The following is a 24,625-nucleotide window of genomic DNA, read 5'->3' on the forward strand; positions in this document are numbered from 1 at the left end:
AGTGACCTACGTGATCGCCGAGCCCTGCGTCGACCTGCTCGACAAGGCGTGCATCGAGGAGTGCCCGGTGGACTGCATCTACGAGGGTGGCCGGATGCTCTACATCCACCCCGACGAGTGCGTCGACTGCGGTGCGTGCGAACCGGTCTGCCCCGTCGAGGCGATCTACTACGAGGACGACGTCCCGGAGCAGTGGGCCGCCTACACCAAGGCCAACGTCGACTTCTTCGACGAGCTGGGCTCGCCGGGCGGCGCCTCGAAGGTCGGCAAGGTCGACTACGACGTCGAGCCCGCCAAGAGCCTGCCCCCGCAGGAACACGACGAGTGAACCGGCTGAACCTGCCCGACTTTCCCTGGGACTCGCTGACCGCGGCACGCGAGCGGGCCGCGGGCCACCCGGACGGGATCGTCGACCTCTCGGTCGGCACCCCGGTGGACCCGGTTCCGGGGCTGCTGCGGGACGCCCTGTCCGGACCGGCGGCCGCGGAGCCCGGCTACCCGACGACGCACGGCCCCGCGGCGTTGCGCGAGGCGGTCGCCGCCTCCCTGCAGCGGCGCTTCGGCGTGCCCGGGGTGGACCCGGCCGCGGTCCTACCGACGATCGGGTCCAAGGAGCTGGTCGCCTGGCTGCCGACGCTGCTGGGGCTCGGCGCCGGGGACACCGTCGTCATCCCCGAGCTGGCGTACCCGACCTACGAGGTGGGGGCCCGGCTGGCGGGCGCCGGCCACATCCGGTCGGACGGCCTGACGGCGGCCGGCCCGGCCCGGGTGAAACTGATCTGGCTGAACTCGCCGTCGAACCCGACGGGCCGGGTCCTGCCGGTCGAGCACCTGCGGAAGGTGGTCACCTGGGCCCGCGAGCGGGGCGCGGTCGTCGCCTCCGACGAGTGCTACCTGGGCCTGCCCGGCGTGGCCGACCCGGCGCCGCTCTCGGTGCTGCACCCGGACGTGTGCGACGGCGACCACACCGGTCTGCTGGCCGTGCACTCCCTGTCGAAGGTGTCGAACCTGGCCGGGTACCGCGCGGGGTTCGTGGCCGGTGACCCGTCGCTGGTCGCGGGCCTGCTCGAGGTGCGCAAACACGCCGGGATGATCGTCCCGCGGCCGGTGCAGGCCGCGCTGGAGGCGGCGGTCTCCGACGACGGGCACGTCGCCGAGCAGGCCGACCGGTACGACGCCCGCCGCTCCCGCCTGCGGGCGGGGCTGGAGAAGGCCGGGCTCGAGATCGAGCACTCGTCGGCCGGCCTGTACCTGTGGGCCACCGCCGGTGAGCAGTGCAGGCAGACCGTGGACCGGCTCGCCGAGCTCGGGATCCTGGTCGCGCCGGGCGAGTTCTACGGCCCCGCAGGCGCGCGGCACGTGCGGGTCGCCCTGACCGCGCCGGACGAGCGCATCGACACGGCCGTCGAGCGGCTCGTCGCCGGCTGACCCGCGGGGCGCCCGGTCCACCGTCCCCGTCCCGCGAAGGATCACCGATGAGCAGGTCGCCGGCCCGACAGGGGATCCGGCCGGCGCTCGTCCTGCTGGGGGTGCTGGCGCTCGCGGTGAACCTGCGCGCCGGGCTGGCCGGGTACCCGCCGTTGCTGGAGACGGCGCGGGCGGATCTCGGCATCGGCGCCGGCCCCGCCGGGCTGGTCCAGGCCGGCGCGGTGCTGATGATGTCCGCCGGCTCGTTCGGCGCCGCGCCGCTTGCCGTCCTGCTCGGCCGGGAGCGCCTGCTCGGCGCCGCCGTCGGGGCGATCGGGGCGGGCAGCCTGCTGCGCGCCGTCGCCGTGCTGCCCGCGCTGGTCGTCGGCAGCGTGCTGATCGGGCTGGGTATCGGCGTCGCCGGGGTACTGCTGACCGGTGTCGTCAAGGAGCACCTCGCCGAGCGGGCCGGGGTGGTGACCGGGGGCTACGTCGTCTCGATGATGATCGGCGCGACGGTCGCGTCGGCAGCCGCCGTGCCCCTGGCCGTCGCGTTCGGTGGATGGTCCCTGTCGCTGGCGGTCTGGGCGGTGCCCGCGGTGCTCGCCGTCGCGGTGTGGACCCCGGTGGCCGGCCGGATCGGGCGGGCCCGACCGGTCGCCCCCGACGGCGAGGCCACCTCCGTCACCGACGAGCTGTGCACCTGGCGGGACCCGTTCGCCCGCCGGGTCGCCTGCTACCTCGTCGGCTCGTCGACGATCTTCTACGGCTGGATGACCTGGTTGTCGCCGTTCTACGAGCAGCAGGGCTGGTCGCCGCAGGCCGCGGGCCTGCTGCTGGCGGTGTGGAGCATCGTGCAGATCCCCGCCGCCCTGCTGATCCCCGCGGCTGCGGAGCGGCGCCGCCGGTGGCGGTTCTGGGCGTCGACGACGGTGCTGAGCAGCGTCGCCGGGACCACGGGTGCGCTGGTGCTGCCCGCCCCGGGGACGCCGTTGCCATGGCTGTGGGCAGCGTTGATCGGGATCGGTGTCGGGGCCGGGTTCCCGCTCGGGCTCGCCCTGATCGCGTGGCGGACGCCGACGCCGGCCCGGAGCGCCGCGGTCAGCGGGTTCGGGCTCGGTGTGGGTTACTGCGCGGCCGGGATCGCCCCGCTGGTGATGGGGCTGGTCATCGACCTCGGGGGGTTCGCGCCCGCGATCGTCCTGCCGCTCGCCGGGGGTCTGCTCCAGGCGGTCGCCGTCCGGCTGCTCGGCGACCGCCCGGGGTAGCACCGGTCAGAGCTTCCCGGCGCGCTCGGAGAGGACCAGCCAGGCGTCCCACCACCGGGTCCGAAGTGCCTCGGCCCGGGCCCGCTCGCGCTCCACGAGCCGGCCGCCGACGAAGACCTCGTGGGCGTCCGGGGCGGTCCCGAGCTCGTCGAGCAGGACCCGGATGCGGTGCTCCGCCACGCAGGCGTCCTGGTGGTCACCGAGGACCTCCTGGAGGCCCTCCGCGGCCGCGAGCATCTTCTTGACCCGTTTGGAGTCCTTCGTGCGCTCGCCGTCCTCGTCGCGCATCGCCGGTTCGACGAGCTCGCCGGTGTAGCGCAGCCGTTTGGTGCGGATCCGCAGGTCATGCAGAGTCATGTCCGGCGGGTTCGGCCCTGCCCGGTGCACGGCCTTGGTGAGCTTGCCGCTCTCGGCGCGCACCAGGTCGATCAGCGCCGGGCGGGCGACACCGTCCGACGGCTCGGGCAGCGGCGCGGACACGGTCTCGACCAGGCGCCGCCGCAGCGTGGCGTGCCGGTCCGAGTCGAGCTCGTCCAGCATCGCCGCCCGGGCCGCGACCCGGTCGCCCTCCAGCACCGCGATCAGGCGGTCGCCGGCGGCGTGCTCGGCGGCCGGCATCGTCGCCACCCCGCCGCGCAGCCGCTCGATCATCACGTCGAGGTCCCGGACGGGGCCCAGCGCGCGCCCGAGCCGGCCCAGCTCGCGCCGGAGCCCGTCGGCCCAGGTGTGGTCGAGCAGGGGCCGGGCGGCCTTGAGCGCGGCCCGCATCCGGCGCACCGCGACCCGCATCTGGTGCAGCTCCTCGATGTCCGAGCCGTCCCGGACGCCGGGCTCGTGGTGCAGCATCGCGCGGAGCCGCTTGTCGAGCAGCGCGCGGACGTGGTGGACGGCCGGGTCACGCGGCCCGGCCGTCAGCGGCTCACCGAGGTCGGCCACGCCGTACAGGTTCGAGGGAGGCTGGGGCGCCCCGTCGATGCTCATGTCTAGTTGGCGTGCAGCGCGGCGTTGAGCGCGATGCCCTCGCCGGTCCGGGGCAGGGCCTCGACCGCACCGGTGACGGAGTTGCGCCGCAGCAGCAGCCCGTCCTGGCCGGAGAGGGTGCGCGCCGCGGCCGTCGACCCGTCCGGCAGCGTCACCTTCGTCCCCGCGGTGACGTAGAGGCCGGCCTCGACCACGCAGTCGTCGCCGAGCGAGATGCCCAGGCCGGCGTTGGCGCCGAGCAGGCAGCGGCGACCGACCGAGATGACCTCCTTGCCACCCCCGGACAGCGTGCCCATGACGGAGGCGGACCCGCCCAGGTCCGAGCCGTCACCGACGACGACACCGGCGGAGATCCGGCCCTCGACCATCGACGTGCCCAGGGTGCCGGCGTTGAAGTTGACGAAGCCCTCGTGCATGACGGTCGTGCCCTCGGCGAGGTGGGCGCCGAGCCGTACCCGGTCGGCGTCACCGATGCGGACCCCCGACGGGACGACGTAGTCGACCATCCGCGGGAACTTGTCGACGTGCGTCACGGTCACCGGGCCGCGGGCGCGCAGCTTCGCGCGGGTCAGCTCGAACCCGGCCACCGGGCACGGGCCGTGGTTGCTCCACACGACGTTGGCCAGCAGCCCGAACTGGCCCTCGAGGTTCACCTGGTGCGGCTGGACGAGCCGGTGGCTGAGCAGGTGCAGGCGCAGGTAGACGTCGGCGGCGTCGGCGGGGGCGTCGGCCAGCGAGGCGATCTCGGTGCGGACGATCTCGGTGCGGACGCCCCGCAGCTCGTCGGTCGAGACCAGGGGCGCAAGGACGTCGGCGGGATCGGTCGCCTCGGCCCCGCCGAGGGCGGGCGCCGGGTACCAGACGTCGAGGACGGTGCCGTCGGTCGTGACCGTGGCCAGGCCGGTGCCGGAAGCGCGTTCACGGCGGTACTCGGTACTCACGGGCGCCGAACCTACCGTTCCGGGGACGGTCGCGGGGCAGGGACGTCCGTGCGCCGGGCCACGTCGGCCGCCGACATCTGGGCGGTGGCGAGCAGGGCCGCGGCCTGCAGGTATCGCTCGACCCGCTCGGCCGGGAACGGCGGGGGTGCCGGAGGCGGAAGACAGCCGCAACGCTCGCACCGGCACTGCCGCTGGATCCAGAACTCCACCGTCGGCGGCGGGTGCGCGGTCCAGAACTGGTTCACGCGGACCTCCCAGACGCTGCGCCGGCGCATGACGTCCCGCATCACCCGGTCCCGCTTGAACGTCTCGGGTGGCCGCGCCAGGCCGAACCGGTCGCCCCACCAGTCACCAGGGGCCGGATCCAGGATCGTGTCCAGGTGCGACGGGTAGCGGCGGCCGGCCCCGTCCCGGAGGTCGTCTCCCGGCGGGTCCTCCATCGGCGGCACCCGGCGGTTGTTCTCGTCGACGGCGACCAGCCGCACCCCGGCGACGGCGAGGATCGTGGTGAGCGTCTCCAGACCGGGCGTGAGCGTGCGGCTCTCGATCCGGCCGATCGTCGACCGTGCCAGCCCGGTGCGCTCGGCCAGCTCGCGCTGGGAGAGATCGGCCCGCCGGCGGACGGCCCGGACCAGGCCGGAGATGTCCGGGAGCACCACGTCGACGGGAGCGGGTGGCGGCTCCTCGGGTAGCCGGCTACCGGCATCGATGCTGCTCATGCCACGAGCTTGACCCGGATTCGGCCGGCGGGAGCAAACCAATTCGCAGCCTGTGGACAGCTCGACCGCTTGTGGATAGAACCGGGCCGGTGGACCCGCCGGGCCGCACCCCCGTCGGTGCTCCGTGCAAGGGGCCCGGCCGGCCGCACTGATCACGTCGAGCTGCCGGCGGCCGGCCGCCGGCGGCGGCACCTGGTCCTCCGTCACTTTGCTCTGCTCACCGGGACGCGCCAGGTGCGCAGAGGTGAGCAGAGCAAAGGGAGGCCGGGCCATCACCCACCGCCCGGCGGCGGCAGACCGCGGCGGCAGACCGCGGCGGGAGACCGCGGCGGGAGACCGCGGCGGCAGACCGCGGCGGGAGACCGCGGCGGCAGACCGCGGCGGCAGACCGCGGCGGGCGCCGGGTGAAGACGATCACGAGGCGTGCGCGGTGGTGGGTGCGGGCCCGGAGGGGCGGCGCCGGTCGGTAGCGTCGGCCGGGTGACGAGGACGCCCGTGCTGGACCTGACCGCCGACCCGGTGACGCTGACCGCGGCGATGGTCGACGTCCCGAGCGTCTCGGGGGAGGAGACGGCGCTGGCCGACGCGCTCGAGCAGGCGTTGCGCAGCCAGGCCCCGCACCTGGAGGTGCTCCGTTCCGGTGACGCGGTCCTCGCCCGCACCCGGCTGGGGCGCCCCCACCGGGTGCTCCTGGCCGGGCACATCGACACGGTGCCGGTCGCGGACAACGTGCCGTCGCGGCGGGCCGGCGGGCTCGTGCACGGCTGCGGCACGTCCGACATGAAGTCCGGCGACGCCGTCTTCGCCCACCTCGCGGCCGCGCTGCCCGAGCCGCGGCACGACGTCACGTTCGTGTTCTACGACTGCGAGGAGGTCGAGGCCGACCGCAACGGGCTCGGCCGGATCGAGCGCGAGCACCGGGACTGGCTCGACGCCGACCTCGCGATCCTCGGCGAGCCGACCGACGGCACGCTGGAGGCGGGCTGCCAGGGCACGTTGCGGGTCGAGCTGCGGACCTCGGGGCGCCGGGCGCACTCGGCGCGCTCCTGGCTGGGCGACAACGCGATCCATCGGGCCGGGGAGATCCTCGCCCGGCTCGGCCGCTACGAGGCGCGCGAGGTCGACATCGACGGCTGCGTCTACCGGGAGGGCCTGCAGGCGGTCCGGATCGGGGGCGGGGTCGCGGGCAACGTCGTGCCCGACGAGTGCGTCGTCACCGTCAACTTCCGGTTCGCGCCGGACCGGTCCGCGGAGCAGGCCGTCGCGCACGTCCGGGACGTGTTCGCCGGATTCGAGCTCACCGTCACCGACCTCTCGCCGGGCGCGCTGCCGGGCCTGTCGGCGCCGGCGGCCGCCGAGTTCGTCACGGCGAGCGGCGCGACCCCGCGGGCGAAGTACGGCTGGACCGACGTCTCCCGGTTCGCCGCGCTCGGCATCCCGGCCGTCAACTACGGGCCCGGTGACCCGAACCTGGCCCACACCCGGGAGGAGCACGTCGCCGAGGACGCCATCACGGCCTGCGCCGCGGTGCTGCGGCGCTACCTCGCCCCCGCGCAGCCCTGAGCCATCCGGGCGCCGGGCGGCCGCGGCCGCGGAATACCGTGAGCCGCATGGCCGACCAAGACGCCGATCCCCGGAAGCTGCCGGAGAAGCAGCGCGGCCCGGTGATCCTGCGCCGCAGCCGCAGCATCGAGCCCACCACCACCGACCAGCGGCTGCTCGACTCGCGTGGGCCGGCCGACTGGGTGCACACCGACCCGTGGCGGGTCCTGCGGATCCAGGCCGAGTTCGTCGAGGGCTTCGGGATGCTCGCCGAGCTGCCCCGCGCCGCGACCGTGTTCGGGTCGGCCCGCACGCCGGTGGGCTCGCCGGAGTACGAGCTGGGCCGCGAGCTCGGTGCGCGGCTCGCCGGTGCGGGCTTCGCGGTCATCACCGGCGGCGGTCCCGGCACGATGGAGGCGGCGAACCGGGGCGCGTCGGAGGCCGGCGGGCTCTCGGTCGGACTCGGGATCGAGCTGCCGTTCGAGCAGGGCCTCAACCCGTGGGTGGACCTCGGGATCAACTTCCGGTACTTCTTCGCGCGCAAGACGATGTTCGTGAAGTACTCGCAGGCGTTCGTCTGCCTGCCCGGCGGGTTCGGCACCCTCGACGAGCTGTTCGAGGCCCTCTGCCTGGTGCAGACCAAGAAGGTCACCAAGTTCCCGGTCGTCCTCCTCGGCACCGAGTACTGGGGCGGGCTCTACGACTGGATCGCCAAGACCGTCCTGGGCGACGGGAAGATCTCCGAGAAGGACCTGGACCTGCTGCACCTCACCGACGACATCGACGACGCGGTGGACGTCGTCGGCGAGGCGTACCACGCCTGGGAGGAGACGCACTGATGGCCGGCCCGGGACCGGGGTTCGCGGTCTGCGTCTACTGCGCCAGCTCCGACGGGGTCGCGCCGCACTACGTGAAGCTCGCCGACGCCGTCGGGCGGGCGGTCGCGGCCCGTGGCTGGACGCTGGTCTCCGGCGGCGGGCGGCGCTCGATGATGGGCGCGGTCGCCGCCGGGGCCCGCGCCGCGGGCGGCCGCACCGTCGGGGTCATCCCGCGGTCGATGGTCGAGCGGGAGTGGGCCGACCACGACAGCGACGAGCTCGTGATCACCGAGAGCATGCGGGAACGCAAGCAGGAGATGGAGGACCGGGCCGACGCGTTCCTCGCCCTGCCCGGCGGGCTCGGTACCTGCGAGGAGCTGTTCGAGGTGTGGTCGGCCGGCGTGCTCGGCCTGCACGGGAAACCGGTCGTGCTGCTCGACCCGGACGGCCACTGGGACGGCCTGCTCGACTGGGTCGCGGGGCTGGGTGGGCGCGGCTTCGCGACGTTCGAACCGATGGGCCGGCTGCGGGTGGTGCGCTCCGACGCCGATCCGGTCGGTGCCGCCCTCGACGCCTGCGCCCGCCCCGTCGGATGACCGGGCCGGACGACGCCCTCGCGAACCGGCTGGCGGCGGCCAAGGACGGCCGGCGCGTCGCCGTCGTCCTCCCCGCACTGGACGAGGAGACGACGATCGGTCCCCTCGTCGAGGGACTGCTCCGGTTCACCACCGGCCCGGACGCGCTGGTCGACGACCTCGTCGTGCTCGACTCCGGCAGCGCCGACCGCACCGCGGAACGCGCGGCCGCGGCCGGTGCGCGGGTGCTGTCCCGGGAGCGGGCGCTGCCCGGTGTCCCCGTGCTGCCCGGCAAGGGTGAGGCGATGTGGCGGGCGGTGGTCGCGCTGGGCGGGGGACGGGCGCCGGCCGACGTGGTCTGCTTCGTCGACGCCGACCTCGTCGACCCGCACCCCGACCTCGTCCCGCGGCTGCTGGCACCGCTGCTCACGCGGCCCGGCACCGCGTTCGTCAAGGGCTACCACCGGCGTCCGCTGGGCGGCCCGGACGGGCACGACGGCGGCCGGGTCACCGAGCTGCTCGCCCGCCCGCTGATCGCCGCGTTCCGGCCCGGGCTGCGGCACGTCCGCCAGCCGCTCGGCGGCGAGTACGCGGCCACCCGCGAGCTGCTCGACCGGCTGCCGTTCGCCACCGGCTACGGCGTCGACATCGGGCTGCTGCTCGACACCGCGGCGCTGCGGGGGCCCGGTGCGGTCGCGCAGGCCGACCTGGGCGTCCGGCGGCACCGCAACCGTCCGCTGCACGAGCTCGCCCGCACCGCGCGCGAGGTGCTCGCGACGGCTCTGGACCGCTGCGGCGTCCCCGACTCCGGCGCCGGGCTGCTCGGCGTGCTTCCCGCCGACGGCCCCGGTGAGCCGGGGTGGCGCACCGAGATGCACCCGCTCGTGCAGGTCGACCGGCCCCCGCCGGTCGACGTCCGCGCAGGTCACCCGGCCGGGCCCGTTCCGTCCGGCGCGCGGCCGCGTGGGGTGGGCGCCGCCGTCGCCGGCTCGTGATGTGATGGCGGCATGGGGACCGCGCTCGTGTACGTGCTCGTCCTCGCCGTCGTGGCGACGCTGGTCTTCGTGCTGGCGGCCGCGGTCTTCGGTCGCGGCGAGGAGCTCGCCCCGCTGGCCCCGGACGCGACACCGACCCGGCTGCCGGCCCGCGAGGTCTCCGGCGCGGACGTCCGGGACCTGCGGTTCCAGCAGGTCCTGCGCGGGTACCGGATGGCGGAGGTCGACTGGGCACTGGACCGGCTGGCCGGCGAGCTGGACCGGGTCCGGGCCGACCGGGACGAGCTGAACCAGCGGGTCGCCCGGCTGGAGGCCACGATCGCGCGGATGCGCGCCGAGGAGGAGCGGCGGTGACCGGCGACGGCCGGGGCCGCTGCGACTGGGCCCTGTCCGCCCCCGACTATCTCGCCTACCACGACGACGAGTGGGGGCGCCCCGTCCACGGCACCGCCGCCTGGTTCGAGCGCCTGACCCTGGAGGGATTCCAGTCCGGGCTGTCCTGGATCGTCATCCTGCGCAAGCGTCCCGCGTTCCGCGAGGCCTTCGCGGGCTTCGACCCCGAGCAGGTCGCCCGCTTCGGCGACCGTGACGTCGCCCGGCTGCTCGCCGACTCCCGCATCGTCCGCAACCGGCAGAAGATCGAGGCCGCGGTGTCGAACGCGCGTGCCGTGCTCGACCTGGCCGACGCCGGCGACGACCTGGGGGAGTTCCTCGCGTCGTTCGCCCCGGACCCGCGTACGCACACCCGCCCCGCACGGATCGAGGACGTCCCGGCCCGCACGCCCGAGTCGGTGGCGATGTCGGCGGCCCTGAAGAAACGCGGCTTCCGGTTCGTGGGACCGACCACCTGCTACGCGCTCATGCAGGCGACCGGACTGGTGGACGATCACGTGGGGTACTGCTGGCGGGCCGGTGCGCCACGCGCGGGCCGACCGTGAGCGCCGGCGGTGGGCGCCGACGGCCTCCGGCGCGTTGCGCTGCGTGAACGCCGCGGCGATCGCTGCCGAGCCGTGATCGCCTCGGTTGCACCCCGCCGCCGGTCATGGGGAAGAATGGAGGTCCACGGTCGGCGCGTGCCCCGAGCGCGTCCCCGCGGAACGACTGTTGTGGATTGACGGAGGACGGACGAATGGCCGCGATGAAGCCCCGCACCGGCGACGGGCCCCTGGAAGTGACCAAGGAGGGCCGGGGCATCGTGATGCGCGTCCCGCTCGAGGGTGGTGGACGTCTGGTCGTCGAGATGACCCCGGACGAGGCCACGGACCTCAGTGAGGCACTGAAGGCGACCGTCGGCTGACGCCGCGGAGCCGATCGGGGGCGGGGTCGCGACGGGCGGCCCCACCCCTGCCCGAGGGCCTCGGGCTCAGGCCACGCTCTCGTAGACCTCGACCGTCCGCCGCGCCATCTCCGCCCAGGCGAACTCGGCGACCGCGCGCTCCCGCCCCCGCTCTCCCATCGTGGCCGCCCGATCCGGGTCCGCCACCAGTGCGTTGACGCCCTCGGCGAGCGCCTTCTCGAACGCGTCGGTGTCGGCCGGGTCGTAGTGCGCGAGCAACCCGGTCTCGCCGTCCGCGACGACCTCCGGGATCCCGCCGACGTCGGAGGCGACCACCGCCGTCCCGCAGGCCATCGCCTCCAGGTTGACGATGCCCAGCGGCTCGTACACCGACGGGCACACGAACACCGTCGCCGCGGACAGCAGCTGCCGCACCTCGGTGGTCCTCAGCATTCGCTGGATCCACACGACCCCGGTGCGTGACGCGGCCAGCTCGGACACCGCACGCTCGGTCTCGGCCGCGATCTCCGGGGTGTCCGGGGCGCCCGCGCAGAGCACCACCTGCGCCGCGGGATCGAACCGGTGGGCCGCCGCGACCAGGTGCCGCAGCCCCTTCTGCCGGGTGATCCGGCCGACGAACACCACGATCGGGCGGTCCGGGTCCACGCCGTTCTCGACGAGCGCGTCCCGTGCCGGGTCGGGGGCGTAGAACCCGGTGTCGATCCCGTTGTGCACCACGTGCACCCGCTCCGGGTCGATCGCCGGGTAGGCGGCCAGCACGTCGCGGCGCATCCCGTGCGAGACGGCGATGACGGCGTCCGCGGCCTCGTAGGCCGTCCGCTCCACCCAGGACGACAGCCGGTACCCGCCGCCGAGCTGCTCGGCCTTCCACGGCCGCAGCGGCTCCAGCGAGTGCGCGGTGACGACGTGCGGCCGCCCGTGCAGCAGCCCGCCGATGTGGCCGGCCATGTTGGCGTACCAGGTGTGCGAGTGCAGGACGTCGCAGCGCTCCAGCTCGGCGGCCATCGACAGGTCCACGCCGAGGGTCGTCAGGGCCGCGTTGGCGCCGTCCGGCAGCGGCGGCGCGGAGTGCGCCCGGGCGTCCGCCGGGGCGTCGCTGCCCGGCTCGGCGAAGCAGTGCACGTCGACGTCGACGAGCTCGCGCAGCGCGGGCACGAGATGCCCGACATGGACTCCGGCGCCGCCGTAGACGGCGGGCGGGTATTCACGGGTGAGCAGGCCGACGCGCACGGGCGGTGACGCTACTGCGTCCCGGCTCCGCCGCGCGAGCCCGCCGGAGGAGCGCTGCGGGCCCGACCCGGTCCGATCCCGTCCGCCGCCAACGGACGTATGGCCCCGCCACCGTGGGCCTACTAGTGTTCACGCCATGCGACCGACGGCGTCCGGGCGGCTCCCCGGGAGGGTTCTCGGCATCGTGCTGGCCGGCGGTGAGGGCAAGCGGCTGTGGCCGCTGACCGCCGACCGGGCCAAGCCGGCGGTCCCGTTCGGCGGCAACTACCGGCTCATCGACTTCGTGCTGTCCAACCTCGTCAACGGCGGCATGGACCGGCTGTGCGTGCTGACCCAGTACAAGTCGCACTCGCTCGACCGGCACATCTCGACGACCTGGCGGCTGTCGTCGGTGCTCGACCAGTACATCACCACGGTGCCGGCCCAGCAGCGGCTCGGCCGCCGCTGGTACACCGGCTCCGCCGACGCGATCTACCAGAGCCTCAACCTCGTCTACGACGACCAGCCCGAGTACATCGCCGTCTTCGGCGCCGACCACGTCTACCGGATGGACCCGGCGCAGATGATCTCCGAGCACGCCGAGTCCGGCGCCGGTGTCACCGTCGCCGGGATCCGGGTGCCCCGGGCCGAGGCGAAGGCGTTCGGCTGCATCGCCTCCGACGAGTCCGGGAAGATCACCGAGTTCCTGGAGAAGCCCTCCGAGCCGCCGCACGTCCCGGACGACCCCGAGGTCACGTTCGCCTCGATGGGCAACTACGTCTTCACCACCGAGGCGCTGCTCGACACGCTGCGCTCCGACGCCGCGAACGCCGACTCCGACCACGACATGGGCGGCGACATCATCCCGGCGCTCGTGGAGCGGGGCGAGGCGCACGTCTACGACTTCGCCGACAACGTCGTCCCCGGCGCGACCGAGCGGGACGCCGGTTACTGGCGCGACGTCGGGACGATCGACGCCTACTACGACGCGCACACCGACCTCGTCTCGGTGCACCCGATCTTCAACCTCTACAACCAGCGCTGGCCGATCCGGACCGCGACGCCGGCGCTGCCGCCGGCGAAGTTCGTCGAGGGCGGCATCGCGCAGGACTCGATCGTCGGCGCCGGGACGATCATCTCCGGGGCGATCGTGCGCCGGTCGGTGATCAGCCCGAACGTCAGCGTCCAGGGCGGGGCGGAGGTCTCCGACTCGGTCGTGCTGCCGGGCGCGCGGATCGGCCGGGGCGCCGTGGTGCGCCGGGCGATCCTGGACAAGAACGTCGTCGTCCCGGACGGCGCGCTGATCGGGGTCGACCTCAACCTCGACCGCAGCCGGTACACGGTGTCGGCCGGCGGCGTCGTCGTCCTCGGGAAGGGCGTCACCGCCCAGTAGGCCGCGTCACCGCCCGGTCACCGGCGCACGGCGCACAGCATGCCGTCCGCCACCGGCAGCAACGCGGACAGCAGCCGCTCGTCGTCGCGGACCAGGGCCGCGGTCTCGCGCAGGGCCGCCGTGCCCGGCGCGTCCGCGGAGGCGTCCTCGGCGACCCGGCCACCGTCCAGCACCCCCTCGAGCACCAGCACCCCACCCGGCCGCAGCAGCCGGATCGCCTCGGCGAGGTAGCCGGGGTACTCGCCCGGGACGGCGTCGGCGACGACGAGGTCGTAGCCACCGTCGGTGAGCCGGGGGAGGACGTCGAGCGCCATCCCGTTGATCAGCCGCAGCCGGCCCGGCCCGTACCCGGCGCCCAGGAACGTGCGGCGGGCCGACCGCTGCAGTTCCGGGTCGACGTCGATGGTGGTCAGGACGCCGTCGGAGGACATGCCCCGCAACAGGTACAGCCCGCTCACCCCGGCCCCGGTGCCGATCTCCACCACCGCCCGGGCCGAGATCGTCGCGGCCAGCACGGACAGCGCCGCCCCGCCCGCCGGGGTGATCGGGTGCGCGCCCGCGGACGTGCCGAGCGCCCGGGCGCCGGACAGCGCGTCGTCCTCGGTGAGGTAGCCGTCGGCGTACGCGGCCGCCCCCGCGGGTGTGCTCATGGCGCAAGATTATCTGCCGGCCGGGCGTCGGCGATTTCACAGACTTCTCTCAGACGCGTTTCACATGCTCCTCATCACCGGCGGGCACCCTGTACTGCAACGAACGAGACCTCGCGGCCTGCCGGTGCCCACCGGGCGGCCGCGACACACGGAGGTGCCCCACCCCGATGCCTGCTCCTGGTACAGACGACGACGCCCCGGCCGGGGACGCCGCCGCCGGCACCCGACCCGGCGAGGGTGCCGACTGGACCCCGCCCAGCTGGGACGAGGTCGTCCGGGAGCACGCCGACCGCGTATACCGGCTGGCGTACCGGCTGTCCGGCAACCCGCACGACGCCGAGGACCTCACCCAGGAGACCTTCATCCGGGTGTTCCGCTCGCTCGCGTCGTACAAGCCGGGCACGTTCGAGGGCTGGCTGCACCGCATCACCACGAACCTGTTCCTCGACATGGTCCGCCGCCGGGCGCGGCTGCGGATGGAGGGGCTGCCCGAGGACACCGACCGGCTCCCGGGCGGCGGGCCCGAGCCGGAGACGGTCTTCGCGATCAACCACCTCGACCCGCACCTGCAGGCCGCGCTGGACGAGCTGCCGCCCGACTTCCGGGTCGCGGTCGTGCTGTGCGACGTCGAGGGCCTCTCCTACGAGGAGATCGGCGCCACCCTCGGGGTGAAGCTGGGGACGGTGCGCAGCCGCATCCACCGCGGGCGGACCGCGCTGCGGGCCTCGCTGGAGCGCCACCGCGCTGCCGAGGCCGCGGGTGCGCCCGCCGGATCGGTGGCAGGGGAGCACGGCACGGTGGCAGAGTTGGTTCCGTGACCGATCGACGGCGTTTCCAGGTCGTCCCCCCGGACTGGGGGGAGACCCACCTGACGCTCGAGGCGGTCGTCGCGTACGTCGACGACGAGCTGGCATCCGGTCCGCGGGACCGGGCGAACCGGCATCTCCAGCGCTGCGCCGACTGCGCGGCCGAGGTCGCCGAGCAGCGGCGGGCCCGGTCGGCGCTGCGCGGGGCCGACGCCCCGACCCTGCCGCCGTCGTTGATGAGCTCGTTGCGCTCGATCCCGCAGGACACCGAGCTGCCCCCGCCGCCGGCCGGCCTGGCGCTCACGCCGGAGGGCGAGCTGGTCTCGGTGCTGCGTCCGGGCGCGTTCGACGAGGCGGACACCCGCCGGTCGCGGCGCTCACGGCGGGTGCGGTTCGGCACCGGTGCCGCCGTGTCCGGCCTCGCGCTCGGTGCGCTCGCGTTCGGGTTGCCGGCCGCGACGACGCAGGAGCCGGCGCCCGCGCCCGGTGTGCCGGGGCCCGGGTCCGCCGCCGTCGCCCGGTTCGCGACCACGCCCTCGCCGGCGGCCACCCCGGCCCCGGCCGTGCGCAACGCGGGCCTGCCGCCCCGCTGACCGCCGTCGATACAGGGACTTCACCGCCCGGCGGGCACCCTGACCCGGTGCTGTGGGGGATGGAGCGCCGATGACCGAGACCCCGGATCCCCGGGACGGTGACGGCCGGGACGACGGCACTGCCCCGGTCCGGCTGCGGCCCCGCCCGCTCGACCGGACGGACCCCGATCCCGCCGAGCGCGCCACGTTCGGCCGCCCCGCCGGGGTCGAGTCGTCGTTCGCCCCGCCGCCGTCCCACACCGCACGTGACGACGGCCGGTCCGCGGCGCCACCCCCCACCGCCGCGGTCGCCCGGGCCTTCGGGCGCCCGTCCGGGGACCGGGCCGGGCTGCAGCGCCCGCCGGGATCGTCCCCGGACGGGCCGGCCACCCCCGGTGAGCAGAGCAGGGAGCCGTTCTGGCCCGGCGGATCCCCCGGCGACCCCTGGCGGGACCCGGGGACCCCGGTCGTCGCCGCGCCCCCGCCCCGCGACGCCGACCCGGCACCGGGCCCGGTTCCGGACGCCCCGCGGCTGAGCGTCCGCGAGGTGCTCTTCGGCCGGCGGGTCCAGCCCCGGGCACTGGCCATCCTGGGCGCGCTGGCGCTCGGCGTCGGGGCGCTCGGCGGTGTCGTCGGGCACTGGACGGCGTCCGGCGCGAGCGCGCTGACCAGCCCCGGAGCGGTGCTGGCCACGGCGGAGGAGGCGAAGGAGCGGCCGCCCGGCTCGGTGCCCGACGTCGCGGGCCGGGTCCTGCCGTCGGTCGTCTCGCTGGAGGTGACCGTCGGGAACCAGGCAGGCAACGGCTCCGGTGTCGTCATCGACCCGGAGGGCTACGTCCTGACCAACGACCACGTCGTCGCCCCCGCCACCGGGCCCGGCCAGGGCACGGTCGAGGCGGTGTTCGCCGACGGGTCCCGGCTGCCCGCCACCGTGGTCGGCACGGACCCGCTGACCGACCTGGCCGTGGTGAAGGTGCCGGTCGCGAACCCGACCGTGGCCGCGATCGGCCGGTCGGCAGAGCTCGCCGTCGGCGACGCCGTCGTCGCGATCGGGTCGCCGTTCGGGCTGGCGGGCACGGTCACGACGGGCATCGTCTCGGCCGTCGACCGGCCGGTGCGGCTCGACCCGGAGGGCAGCGGCGGCGACGCGGTGATCGACGCCGTGCAGACCGACGCCGCGATCAACCCCGGCAACTCCGGCGGCCCGCTGGTGGACGCGACCGGCGCCGTCGTCGGGATCAACACCGCGATCCGCAGCGCCGGGAGCGCCGAGTCCGGCGGGGAGGGCGGCTCGATCGGGCTCGGGTTCGCGGTCCCGATCGACGACGCCCGCGCCGTCGCGGAGGAGCTGATCCGGACCGGCCGGGTCGTGCACGCCGACCTGGGCGTGAACGCCCGCTCGGTGACCGACGGGACGACCGACGGCGCCCAGGTCCAGAACGTCGTCGCCGGCGGCCCCGCGGCGGTGGCCGGGATCGCCGACGGCGACGTCGTCGTGCGGGTCGCGGGCCGGGCCATCGCGGGCGCCGACGAGCTCGTCGTCGCCGTCCGCGAGCACGAGCCGGGCGCGCAGGTCCCGATCGAGCTGGTGCGCCAGGGGCGCCCGCTCACCGTGACCGCGACGCTCGGGCAGCGCTAGGAAGCCGGGCGCGCGGGGCGGCCGAGCGGCGGCGCGCCGTACCCTGTCGGTGTGTTCGAGAACATCGGCATGTGGGAGATCCTCGTCCTCGTGGTCGCGGGTCTCTTCATCCTCGGCCCGGAGCGGCTCCCCGAGGCCGCCCGCTGGCTGGGCAGCGCCGTGCGCCAGGTCAAGGAGTACGCGACCGGCGCCCAGAACCACCTGAAGTCCGAGCTCGGCCCGGAGTTCGACCAGATCCGGCAGCCGCTCGACGACCTGCGCAGCCTGCGGTCGTTCAACCCGCGCCGGGCGATCACCCGGACCCTGTTCGACGACGGCCCGTCCCCGTCGAACGGCCACGCCGCGGGCGCTGCCGGAGCCGCGGCTGCCGGCGCGGCGTCGAGCACCTCGTCGAGCACCCCGGCACCGGCCGCTCCCGCGGACCCGCCCCCGGCCCGCCCCGCACCGCAGCCGCTGGCCGCGGGCGAGCAGCCCCCGGTCGACCCCGACGCCACCTGACCCCGGCGCCACCCGTCGCGCTCGGTGCGGGTCAGCCCAGCAGCGGCGGTCGGCGCCGGTGGTGCCCGGTCGCCTCCTGGTAGGCGTGCGCGGCGGCCAGCACGCGGGCGTCGGCGTGCCGCGGACCCACGACCTGCAGCCCCACCGGCAGTCCCGCGGAGGTGAACCCGCACGGCACCGACGTCGCCGGCTGCTGGGTCATGTTGAACGGGTAGGTGAACGGCGTCCACGACGTCCAGCGCGGGTGCGGCCAGCCCTCGGGCACCTCGCGGCCTCCGTCGAACGCCGTGATCGGCAGCGTCGGGGTGAGCAGCAGGTCGTACTCGTCGTGGAAGGCGCCCATCAGCGTGCCGAGCTCGTTGCGGACGGCCATCGCGCCCAGGTAGTCGAGCGCGGACACCCCCGCGCCCTGCTCGGCGATCTCGACGAGCGCGGGGTCCATCGCCCGTCGCGCCTCGGCGCCGAGCGGTTCGAGGACCTTCGCCGCCGCGGAGAACCACAGCGTGTGGAACGGTTCGAGCGGGTCGGCGAACCCCGGGTCGGCGGTCTCGACGGTCGCGCCGAGCGTGGTGAACACCTCGACGGCGTCGGCGACCAGCGCCGCGATCTCGGGGTCGACCCGGACGAACCCGAGCGCCGGCGAGAACGCGATCTTCAGGCCCTCCGCGCCGGCGGCCAGCCGCTCGACGGCGGACTCGCGCGGCGCGTCGAACACCCACGGGTCGCGGGTGTCCGGCTGGGCGACGACGTCGAACAGCAGCGCGGCGTCGGCGACGGTGCGGGTCATCGGGCCGACGTGCGCGAGGGTTCCGAACGCCGAACCGGGGTAGTGGGCGACGCGGCCGTAGGTGGGCTTGTGCGCGACCGTCCCGGTGAACGCGGCCGGGATGCGGACCGAGCCGCCGGCGTCGGTGCCCAGCGACAGCGCACCCATCCCGAGCCCGACCGCGGCGGCGCTGCCCCCGGACGAGCCGCCCGCCGTCTTCGACGGGTCCCACGGGTTCGTGGTGACGCCGGTCAGCGGCGAGTCGGTGACGCCCTTCCAGGCGAACTCGGGGGTGGTGTTCTTGCCCAGCAGCACCGCACCGGCGGCGCGGACCCGGGCCACGGGCGGGCCGTCGACCTCGAACGGGCCGTCCGGTGACGTCGTGGTCGACCCCTTGCGGGTCGGCCAGCCGACCGTCAGCAGCATGTCCTTGATCGAGGTCGGGACGCCGTCGAGCGGGCCGGCCGGCTCGCCGGCCTGCCAGCGGGCCTCGGAGTCCTTGGCCTGGGCCAGCGCCGAGTCCGCGTCGACCAGGCAGTACGCGTTGACCGCCCGGTCGTGCTCGGTGATCCGGTCCAGCGCGTCCCGGGTCGCCTGCACCGGCGAGATCTCCCCGGAGCGGTAGCCGGCGAGCAGTTCGGTCGCGCTGAGATCCGCCGTCGTCTCGCTCACGTGTTCCCTCCGGTCGCCGAGCTCACGTACCCGCGTTCCTTGTCCACGACGTTGCGCAGCTCCCGGCCCGCGCGGTAGCGCTCCAGGTTGTCCGCGAACAGGTCGACGAGCATGTCCCGCCAGCCGACGACGTCGCCGGACATGTGCGGGGAGAGCAGCACGTTCTCCATCGCCCACAGCGGCGAGTCCTCGGGCAGCGGTTCGACCTCGAACACGTCGAGCGCGGCCCCGGCGATCCGGCCGGTGCGCAGGGCCTCGGTGAGGTCGTCCTGCACGACGAGGGGCCCGCGGCCGACGTTGATCACCCGGGCCCGTTCGGGAAGCAGCGCGATCGTGCCGGCGTGCAGCATGCCGCGGGTCGCGTCGGTGAGCGGCGCGGCCAGCACGAGGTGGTCGGTGTCCGGCAACAGGTCCGGGAGCTCGTCGAAGCCGTGCACGTCGTCCGAGGCGCGCCGCCCGACCAGCCGCACGGTCAGCCCGGCGGCGCCGAGCAGCTGCGCGATGGCGTGCCCGATCGGCCCGCCTCCGACGACGGTGGCGACCTTCCCGGCGACGGTCTCGGTCTCCCGGTGCTGCCAGCGGCGCTGCTGCTGCAGCCGCAGCGAACCGGCGGTGTCCTTGGCGAACGCGAGCACGGCGCCGAGCACGAACTCGGCCATCGGCCGGTCGAACACCCCGCGCGAGTTGGTGAGCGTGACCGGCGTGGCGAGCAGCTCCGGGAAGGCGACCCGGTCGACGCCCGCGCTGGCGGTGTGCACCCAGCGCAGGTCGCCCGCCCGGTCGGCGCTCCAGGCCTGCTTGACCGCGTCGGAGGTGAAGTCCCAGGTGAGCAGCACGTCGCTGCCGGGCAGTGCCGCGGCCAGCTCGTCGGCGGTCGAGACGAGCCGGAGACGGGCGTCCCCGATCCGGGACTCGAGGCCGGGCGGGGTGTCGGCGCCGTGCAGCACCGTGATGACAGGTGGGTCCTGACCAGCGGAAACCGGCAAAGCACGATCCTGTCGGTCGGGGGGCGGGCGGCGTTGACACGCTAGGAAGCGCACCTAGGATTGTCAACAATCCACCTATCCGGTGGAGCGTTCCCCGCACCCACGACCGGCCCCAGGGGGTCCGAGTGTCCAAGCTGATCAGGATCGAACTCGCCAAGCGCGGTGTCTCCTGCACCGCGGAGCTGCTGGAGAAACAGGCGCCGCGGACGTCGGCCGCGGTGTGGGAGGCGCTCGCCGGCGGCCCGCTGGGCGGCGACGCGCAGCACGCCAAGTACGCGCGCAACGAGGTCTACACGATCGTCCCGCGGTTCGGGTCACGGATCGGGCAGGAGAACCCGACGGTCACCCCGATCCCCGGCGACGTCTGCTACTTCGACTTCCACGGCGGCATGCTCGACGCCGCGTTCAAGGACGACCAGGGCATCGACGCCGACGCAGGCGGCATCGACCTGGCGATCTTCTACGGCCGCAACAACCTGCTGCTCAACGGCGACGTCGGCTGGGTCCCGGGCAACGTGTTCGCCACGATCGTCGAGGGGCTGGACGCGATGGCGACGGCCTGCCACGACGTCTGGCGCTCGGGCAGCGTCGGCGAGCGGCTCGTCTACTCGCGGGCGTCGTGACCCTTGCGGGACGGGCGTGCTCTGTAGGATTGTCGACAACATGAGCACGGTCGGCATCCTGTACCCCGGCTACTCGGCCGAGGACGACTACCCGCGCGCCGAGAAGCTGCTGACGGACGGCAGCAGGCTCCCGCTGGTGCACACCGAGATGAGGGTGGACGCGCACCGCACCGACGCCCTCATCGACATCGGCGGCGACGACGTCCTCGCCGAGGGCGCCCGCCGGGTCGCCGAGGAGGCGGGCCCGCTCGACGCGATCGTGTGGGCGTGCACCTCGGGCAGCTTCATCTTCGGTCCGGAGGGCGCCGCCCGGCAGGTCGCCGAGCTGGAACGCGCGGCGGGCGTGCCGGCGTCGAGCACGTCGTTCGCGTTCGTGGACGCCTGCCGGCGGCTCGGCGTGTCGACGGTCGCGGTCGGCGCGACCTACCCGCCGGACGTCGCCGGGGCGTTCGTCCAGTTCCTCACCCACCACGAGATCTCGGTGCTCACAGTGTCGGCGCGCGACATCATCACCGCGGCGGAGGTCGGGACGCTGCCCACGGCGACCGTGCTGGACTTCGCCGAGGCCGTGTCGTCGGACGCGCCGCAGGCCGACGCGGTGCTGCTGCCGGACACGGCGCTGCACACCGTGGAGATCCTGGACGCGCTCGACGCCCGGGTCGGCAAGCCGGTCCTGACCGCCAACCAGGTCAGCATCTGGCAGGGCCTGCGGCTGGCGGGCTCCGACATCGACCGCCCCGGCCTGGGTGCACTGTTCCGGAAGGGGTGAGAGGGCGTGGGCCTGGACGCCTCGGAGCTGGAGCCGGTCAGCCGGCGGTCCACGGCGGAGATCGTCGCGGACCGGATCCGGACCGCGATCATGCGTGGCACGTTCGCGCCCGGGACCCAGCTCGGTGAGGTGGACCTGGCCGCACGGCTCGGCGTCAGCCGCGGGCCGCTGCGCGAGGCGATGCAGCGCCTGGTGGCCGAGGGCCTGCTGCGCAGCGAGCGGCACCGCGGGCTGTTCGTGCGCGAGCTGGGCCCGGACGACGTCCGCGACGTCTACCTGGCCCGCACCGCGGTCGAGCGGGCGGCCGCGCTCCAGGTCCTCGCCGGGGACCGCAGGGCCGCCGTCGTCGCGCTGGAGATCCCGCTGGGGGCCATGGCGGCGGCGGCCGCCGCCGGTGACGCGGTCGCGCTGGCCGACGCCGACCACGACTTCCACGCCGCGCTCGTCGCCGCGTCCGGGAGCCCGCGGCTGCGCCGGATGACCGAGGGGCTGCTGGTCGAGACCCGGATGTGCCTGGCCGCGTTCCAGAAGACGGCGCCACCGGCCCCGCAGCTGCTGGCCGAACACGAGCGGCTCCGCGACGCGCTGCGCGACGGGCGGAGCGAGCTGCTGCTGGACCGGCTGGCCGCGCACATGGACGACGCCGTGCACCGGATCCTGGCGGCGATGCCCGGCGCGGCGTGACCCGGGCCGGCGTGCGCCCGGTGTGAGACCGCGCGCTGGGCGAACCACCAGGTCGTTGCTGTACGTAAGGTAAGGGCACGTGACGGGCGTGCTCGAGGGTTTCCTGGTCATCGGCGTCGTCGTCGGTGCGGGATACCTCGTCGGCCGCGCCGGCCTGCTCGGCGAGCACGGCTCGCGGGTGCTGGCCCGGGCCGCGTTCTTCGTGGCGACGCCCGCGCTGCTGTTCTCCACGCTCTCGCACGCCGACGTGGGTGCGGTCTTCTCCTCGGGGCTGCTCGTCACCGCGGTCACCAGCTCGCTCGCGTGCCTGCTGTTCGTGCCGGTCGCGCTGGCGCGCCGCCGCCCGGCGGGGGAGGCCGTCGTCGGGTCGATGGCGTCCGGCTACGTCAACGCCGGCAACCTCGGCATCCCGATCGCGACCTACGTGCTCGGCGACCCGGCGGCCGTCGCGCCGGTGCTGCTGTTCCAGCTCGCGGTGCTGACCCCGCTGTTCACCACGCTGATGGACGTCCTGCCCGGCGACGGCCGCGGCGAGCGACCGGGCTGGGCCCGGGTCGTGCTTGCGCCGCTGCGGAACCCGATCGCGATCGCCACCGCCGCCGGGCTGGTCGTGTCCGGGACCGGCATGCAGCTGCCCGAGCCGGTGACGGCGCCGGTCGAGCTGCTCGCGGACCTCGCCGTGCCGGCGATGCTGCTGGCGTTCGGACTGTCGCTGCACGGGGCCCGGCGCCCCGGCACCGGTCCGACGGCCGGCTCGGTGTGGAGCGCGGTCGCGATCAAGAACGTGGGGCACCCGCTGCTCGCCTGGGCGTTCGCCGCCGGGGTGCTCGGGCTGACCGGGCCGGCGTTGCTGGCGGCCGTCGTGCTGGCGGCCCTGCCGACCGCCCAGAACGTCTTCGGCTACGCCGTGCGCTACGAGCGCGCCGTCACCCTGGCCCGGGACGCCGCACTGGCCACGACCCTCGCAGCGGTGCCGGTCCTGCTGGTCATCGCCGCCCTACTGGCCTGATCCCGATCATCCCCGCCCGCCCGGGCGGTGCCCTGCTCGCACCGCTCTGCTCTGCTCACCGGGGCGCACCACCGGCCCGGACCTGGGCCTTTGCTCTGCTCACCTCTGCGCATACCCCTCGGGGGCGGGCCTCACGGGATCAGAGCCGGCGAGGTGTGGGCGCCGTCCTCACCCGTTCCGTCGAGGCGCACGTTTCCTCCCGGCCCGCGGCGGGTTCGTGCAGATGACGTTCGACCTGGCCGTCGGTCAGCACGATGTCGACCGTGCCAGGGCGGGAACGTGCAGGTCGACGCACCGTCGCGAGTCGATCAGCGCGTTCCCGCCGTGAGCAGGGCAGATTCGTGCGGATCACGGGGTGGCGCGCCCCGGTGAGCAGAGCAAAGGCCCAGGGGAAGCCCCTTGCCCCGGGCCGGGACTCGTGGTTCCCTAGGATTGTCGACAACTCGACAACTTCGCCGCCGACGGCTCGGGTCGACACCTCCCGGGGACCCGTCCGGAACCTCGACGCATCAGGAGCTGCGATCCCATGGCACAGCTGTCCCCGCTGCTGAAGCAGGCCACCCCCGTCCAGGCAGCCCGCGGTGAGGGCGTCTACCTCTACGACACCGACGGGCGCCGGTTCCTCGACTTCACCGCGGGCATCGGCGTCACGTCGACCGGGCACTGCCACCCGGCGGTCGTGCAGGCGGCGCAGGACCAGGTCGGCACGCTGATCCACGGCCAGTACACGACGGTCATGCACCAGCCGCTGCTCCGGCTCGCCGACCGGATGGGTGAGGTCCTGCCGGAGGGCATCGACTCGGTGTTCTTCGCCAACTCCGGGTCCGAGGCCGTCGAGGCGGCGGTCCGGCTGGCCCGGCAGGCCACCGGCCGCCAGCTCGTCGTCGCGTTCGACGGCGGGTTCCACGGCCGCACGATGGGCGCGGCCGCGCTCACCACCTCCGGAGCCAAGATCCGGGCCGGGATCGGGCCGCTGATGGGTGGGGTCGCGTTCGCGCCGTTCCCGTACGCCTACCGCTACGGCTGGACCGAGGAGCAGGCCACCGAGTTCGCGCTGCGCGAGCTCGACCGGGCGCTGGCGAGCTCGGCGCCGGCGGCGGACGTCGCGGCGTTCATCGTCGAGCCGGTGCTCGGCGAGGGCGGCTACGTGCCGACCCCGCCGGCGTTCCTGCAGGGCCTGCGCGAGCGGGCCGACCGGCACGGCATCCTGCTGATCGCCGATGAGGTCCAGACCGGCTACGGCCGCACCGGCCGGTTCTGGGGCCACCAGCACGCCGAGGGCCTCGTCCCGGACATCATCGTCACCGCGAAGGGGCTCGCGTCCGGCTTCCCGCTGTCCGCCATCGCCGCCCCCAAGGCGATCATGGAGAAGGCCTGGCCGGGTTCGCAGGGCGGCACCTACGGCGGCAACGCCGTCGCCTGCGCGGCCGCGCTCGCGACCCTGGACGTCGTGCTGGGCGAGAACCTCGTCGAGAACGCGCGGGTGCAGGGCGAAAAGCTGCTCGCCGGCGTCCGCGAGTCCGCGCAGGGCCGGCCCCGGATCGGGGACGTCCGCGGGCGGGGCCTGATGGTCGGTATCGAACTCGTCGACGCCGAGGGTCGGCCGGACGGCGCGACCGCCGCGAAGGTGCACGCGGCCGCCGCCGAGCAGGGCCTGCTGCTGCTGACCTGCGGTGTCCACGGCAACGTCGTCCGCATGATCCCGCCGCTGGTGGTCACCGCCGAGCAGGTCGACGAGGGGCTCGCGCTCTGGACGAAGGCGCTCGACGCCGCGCTGGGATGAGCACCTCCCGCGCGGGCACGGAC

The 24,625-nt window shown here is 74.9% G+C and carries 27 protein-coding genes; 20 read left to right on the top strand and 7 right to left on the bottom strand.

Features of this window, described 5'->3' with window-relative positions; genetic code table 11:
• Position 1 precedes the first annotated feature (1 nt).
• From fdxA to H7X46_RS03765, 3 genes are read left to right on the top strand one after another with little or no spacing between them, the layout of a single operon-like run.
• Complete coding sequence (gene fdxA / locus H7X46_RS03755) at positions 2-328, top strand: ferredoxin (RefSeq protein ID WP_186358072.1); 327 nt, start codon at positions 2-4, stop codon at positions 326-328.
• The gene (gene dapC / locus H7X46_RS03760; RefSeq protein WP_186358073.1) at positions 325-1,428 is read left to right on the top strand and encodes a succinyldiaminopimelate transaminase; all 1,104 of its coding nucleotides are present in this window, start codon (positions 325-327) and stop codon (positions 1,426-1,428) included. The genes fdxA and dapC overlap by 4 nt, the downstream gene beginning before the upstream one ends.
• A 47-nt stretch (positions 1,429-1,475) precedes the next feature.
• Positions 1,476-2,675, top strand: coding sequence for a CynX/NimT family MFS transporter (locus H7X46_RS03765; RefSeq protein ID WP_186358074.1), 1,200 nt, complete (start codon positions 1,476-1,478; stop codon positions 2,673-2,675).
• 6 nt (positions 2,676-2,681) lie between these two features.
• On the opposite strand, the gene H7X46_RS03770 is transcribed toward H7X46_RS03765, so the two are convergent.
• The 3 genes from H7X46_RS03770 to H7X46_RS29365 are packed head-to-tail and all read right to left on the bottom strand — an operon-like array spanning position 2,682 to position 5,316.
• The gene (locus H7X46_RS03770) at positions 2,682-3,656 is read right to left on the bottom strand and encodes a CHAD domain-containing protein (protein ID WP_222131185.1); all 975 of its coding nucleotides are present in this window, start codon (positions 3,654-3,656) and stop codon (positions 2,682-2,684) included.
• 2 nt (positions 3,657-3,658) lie between these two features.
• Positions 3,659-4,597 (bottom strand): 2,3,4,5-tetrahydropyridine-2,6-dicarboxylate N-succinyltransferase, encoded by a 939-nt coding sequence (gene dapD / locus H7X46_RS03775; RefSeq protein ID WP_186358075.1) that lies wholly within the window; start codon positions 4,595-4,597, stop codon positions 3,659-3,661.
• 11 nt (positions 4,598-4,608) lie between these two features.
• Positions 4,609-5,316 (bottom strand): helix-turn-helix transcriptional regulator, encoded by a 708-nt coding sequence (locus tag H7X46_RS29365; RefSeq protein WP_186358076.1) that lies wholly within the window; start codon positions 5,314-5,316, stop codon positions 4,609-4,611.
• A 480-nt stretch (positions 5,317-5,796) separates the two neighbouring features.
• Here H7X46_RS29365 and dapE point away from each other — a divergent pair, with 480 nt between their 5' ends.
• From dapE to H7X46_RS03815, 7 genes are all read left to right on the top strand, one after another.
• Positions 5,797-6,879, top strand: a complete 1,083-nt coding sequence (gene dapE, locus H7X46_RS03785; RefSeq protein WP_186358077.1) for a succinyl-diaminopimelate desuccinylase — start codon at positions 5,797-5,799, stop codon at positions 6,877-6,879.
• 47 nt (positions 6,880-6,926) lie between these two features.
• Complete coding sequence (locus H7X46_RS03790; RefSeq protein ID WP_186358078.1) at positions 6,927-7,697, top strand: TIGR00730 family Rossman fold protein; 771 nt, start codon at positions 6,927-6,929, stop codon at positions 7,695-7,697.
• On the top strand, positions 7,697-8,272 hold the full coding sequence (locus H7X46_RS03795; RefSeq protein WP_186358079.1) for a TIGR00730 family Rossman fold protein: 576 nt from the start codon (positions 7,697-7,699) through the stop codon (positions 8,270-8,272). The genes H7X46_RS03790 and H7X46_RS03795 overlap by 1 nt, the downstream gene beginning before the upstream one ends.
• Entirely contained in the window at positions 8,269-9,246 is a 978-nt protein-coding gene (locus tag H7X46_RS03800) for a glucosyl-3-phosphoglycerate synthase (protein WP_186358080.1), read from the top strand. Before H7X46_RS03795 ends, H7X46_RS03800 begins: the two co-directional genes overlap by 4 nt.
• Before the next feature lie 12 nt (positions 9,247-9,258).
• A complete protein-coding gene (locus H7X46_RS03805; protein WP_186358081.1) occupies positions 9,259-9,600 on the top strand; it encodes a DivIVA domain-containing protein in 342 nt (113 codons plus the stop codon).
• On the top strand, positions 9,597-10,184 hold the full coding sequence (locus H7X46_RS03810) for a DNA-3-methyladenine glycosylase I (RefSeq protein ID WP_186358082.1): 588 nt from the start codon (positions 9,597-9,599) through the stop codon (positions 10,182-10,184). Before H7X46_RS03805 ends, H7X46_RS03810 begins: the two co-directional genes overlap by 4 nt.
• Positions 10,185-10,375: 191 nt before the next feature.
• Positions 10,376-10,543: a DUF3117 domain-containing protein gene (locus H7X46_RS03815; protein WP_186358083.1), complete on the top strand. Its 168-nt coding sequence runs from the start codon at positions 10,376-10,378 to the stop codon at positions 10,541-10,543.
• Between the two features lie 66 nt (positions 10,544-10,609).
• Here H7X46_RS03815 and glgA read toward each other — a convergent pair whose 3' ends face one another.
• A complete protein-coding gene (gene glgA / locus H7X46_RS03820) occupies positions 10,610-11,773 on the bottom strand; it encodes a glycogen synthase (RefSeq protein WP_186358084.1) in 1,164 nt (387 codons plus the stop codon).
• Between the two features lie 136 nt (positions 11,774-11,909).
• On the opposite strand from glgA, the gene glgC reads away from it, so the two are divergent.
• On the top strand, positions 11,910-13,145 hold the full coding sequence (gene glgC, locus H7X46_RS03825; protein WP_186358085.1) for a glucose-1-phosphate adenylyltransferase: 1,236 nt from the start codon (positions 11,910-11,912) through the stop codon (positions 13,143-13,145).
• Between the two features lie 17 nt (positions 13,146-13,162).
• Here the strand turns inward: glgC and H7X46_RS03830 are convergent, their stop codons facing one another.
• Entirely contained in the window at positions 13,163-13,795 is a 633-nt protein-coding gene (locus H7X46_RS03830; protein ID WP_186358086.1) for an O-methyltransferase, read from the bottom strand.
• Between the two features lie 167 nt (positions 13,796-13,962).
• On the opposite strand from H7X46_RS03830, the gene sigE reads away from it, so the two are divergent.
• The 4 genes from sigE (at position 13,963) to tatB (ending at position 17,310) form a co-directional block, all read left to right on the top strand.
• The gene (sigE, locus tag H7X46_RS03835; protein WP_222131186.1) at positions 13,963-14,613 is read left to right on the top strand and encodes an RNA polymerase sigma factor SigE; all 651 of its coding nucleotides are present in this window, start codon (positions 13,963-13,965) and stop codon (positions 14,611-14,613) included.
• A complete protein-coding gene (locus H7X46_RS03840; RefSeq protein WP_186358087.1) occupies positions 14,610-15,194 on the top strand; it encodes a zf-HC2 domain-containing protein in 585 nt (194 codons plus the stop codon). Before sigE ends, H7X46_RS03840 begins: the two co-directional genes overlap by 4 nt.
• A 70-nt stretch (positions 15,195-15,264) precedes the next feature.
• Complete coding sequence (locus tag H7X46_RS03845; RefSeq protein ID WP_186358088.1) at positions 15,265-16,812, top strand: S1C family serine protease; 1,548 nt, start codon at positions 15,265-15,267, stop codon at positions 16,810-16,812.
• A 51-nt stretch (positions 16,813-16,863) separates the two neighbouring features.
• The gene (gene tatB / locus H7X46_RS03850; protein WP_186358089.1) at positions 16,864-17,310 is read left to right on the top strand and encodes a Sec-independent protein translocase protein TatB; all 447 of its coding nucleotides are present in this window, start codon (positions 16,864-16,866) and stop codon (positions 17,308-17,310) included.
• Between the two features lie 31 nt (positions 17,311-17,341).
• Here tatB and H7X46_RS03855 read toward each other — a convergent pair whose 3' ends face one another.
• Together H7X46_RS03855 and H7X46_RS03860 are read right to left on the bottom strand one after the other, a co-directional pair.
• Positions 17,342-18,748, bottom strand: coding sequence for an amidase (locus H7X46_RS03855; RefSeq protein WP_186358090.1), 1,407 nt, complete (start codon positions 18,746-18,748; stop codon positions 17,342-17,344).
• Positions 18,745-19,734 carry a D-2-hydroxyacid dehydrogenase gene (locus H7X46_RS03860; RefSeq protein WP_186358091.1) on the bottom strand — a complete coding sequence of 330 codons (990 nt, stop codon included), beginning with the start codon at positions 19,732-19,734 and terminating at the stop codon, positions 18,745-18,747. The genes H7X46_RS03855 and H7X46_RS03860 overlap by 4 nt, the downstream gene beginning before the upstream one ends.
• 125 nt (positions 19,735-19,859) lie before the next feature.
• Here H7X46_RS03860 and H7X46_RS03865 point away from each other — a divergent pair, with 125 nt between their 5' ends.
• The 5 genes from H7X46_RS03865 (at position 19,860) to H7X46_RS03885 (ending at position 24,602) form a co-directional block, all read left to right on the top strand.
• Entirely contained in the window at positions 19,860-20,357 is a 498-nt protein-coding gene (locus H7X46_RS03865) for a DUF3830 family protein (RefSeq protein WP_370588594.1), read from the top strand.
• Positions 20,358-20,397: 40 nt separating this feature from the next.
• Entirely contained in the window at positions 20,398-21,126 is a 729-nt protein-coding gene (locus H7X46_RS03870) for a maleate cis-trans isomerase (RefSeq protein WP_186358092.1), read from the top strand.
• Positions 21,127-21,138: 12 nt separating this feature from the next.
• The gene (locus H7X46_RS03875) at positions 21,139-21,810 is read left to right on the top strand and encodes a GntR family transcriptional regulator (protein WP_222131599.1); all 672 of its coding nucleotides are present in this window, start codon (positions 21,139-21,141) and stop codon (positions 21,808-21,810) included.
• Positions 21,811-21,889: 79 nt separating this feature from the next.
• Positions 21,890-22,819, top strand: a complete 930-nt coding sequence (locus H7X46_RS03880; protein ID WP_186358094.1) for an AEC family transporter — start codon at positions 21,890-21,892, stop codon at positions 22,817-22,819.
• A 526-nt stretch (positions 22,820-23,345) separates the two neighbouring features.
• Positions 23,346-24,602, top strand: coding sequence for an aspartate aminotransferase family protein (locus H7X46_RS03885; RefSeq protein ID WP_186358095.1), 1,257 nt, complete (start codon positions 23,346-23,348; stop codon positions 24,600-24,602).
• Positions 24,603-24,625 lie beyond the last annotated feature (23 nt).

Origin of the sequence: Pseudonocardia sp. C8 (assembly GCF_014267175.1) — a bacterium.
Taxonomy (GTDB): Bacteria; Actinomycetota; Actinomycetes; order Mycobacteriales; family Pseudonocardiaceae; genus Pseudonocardia.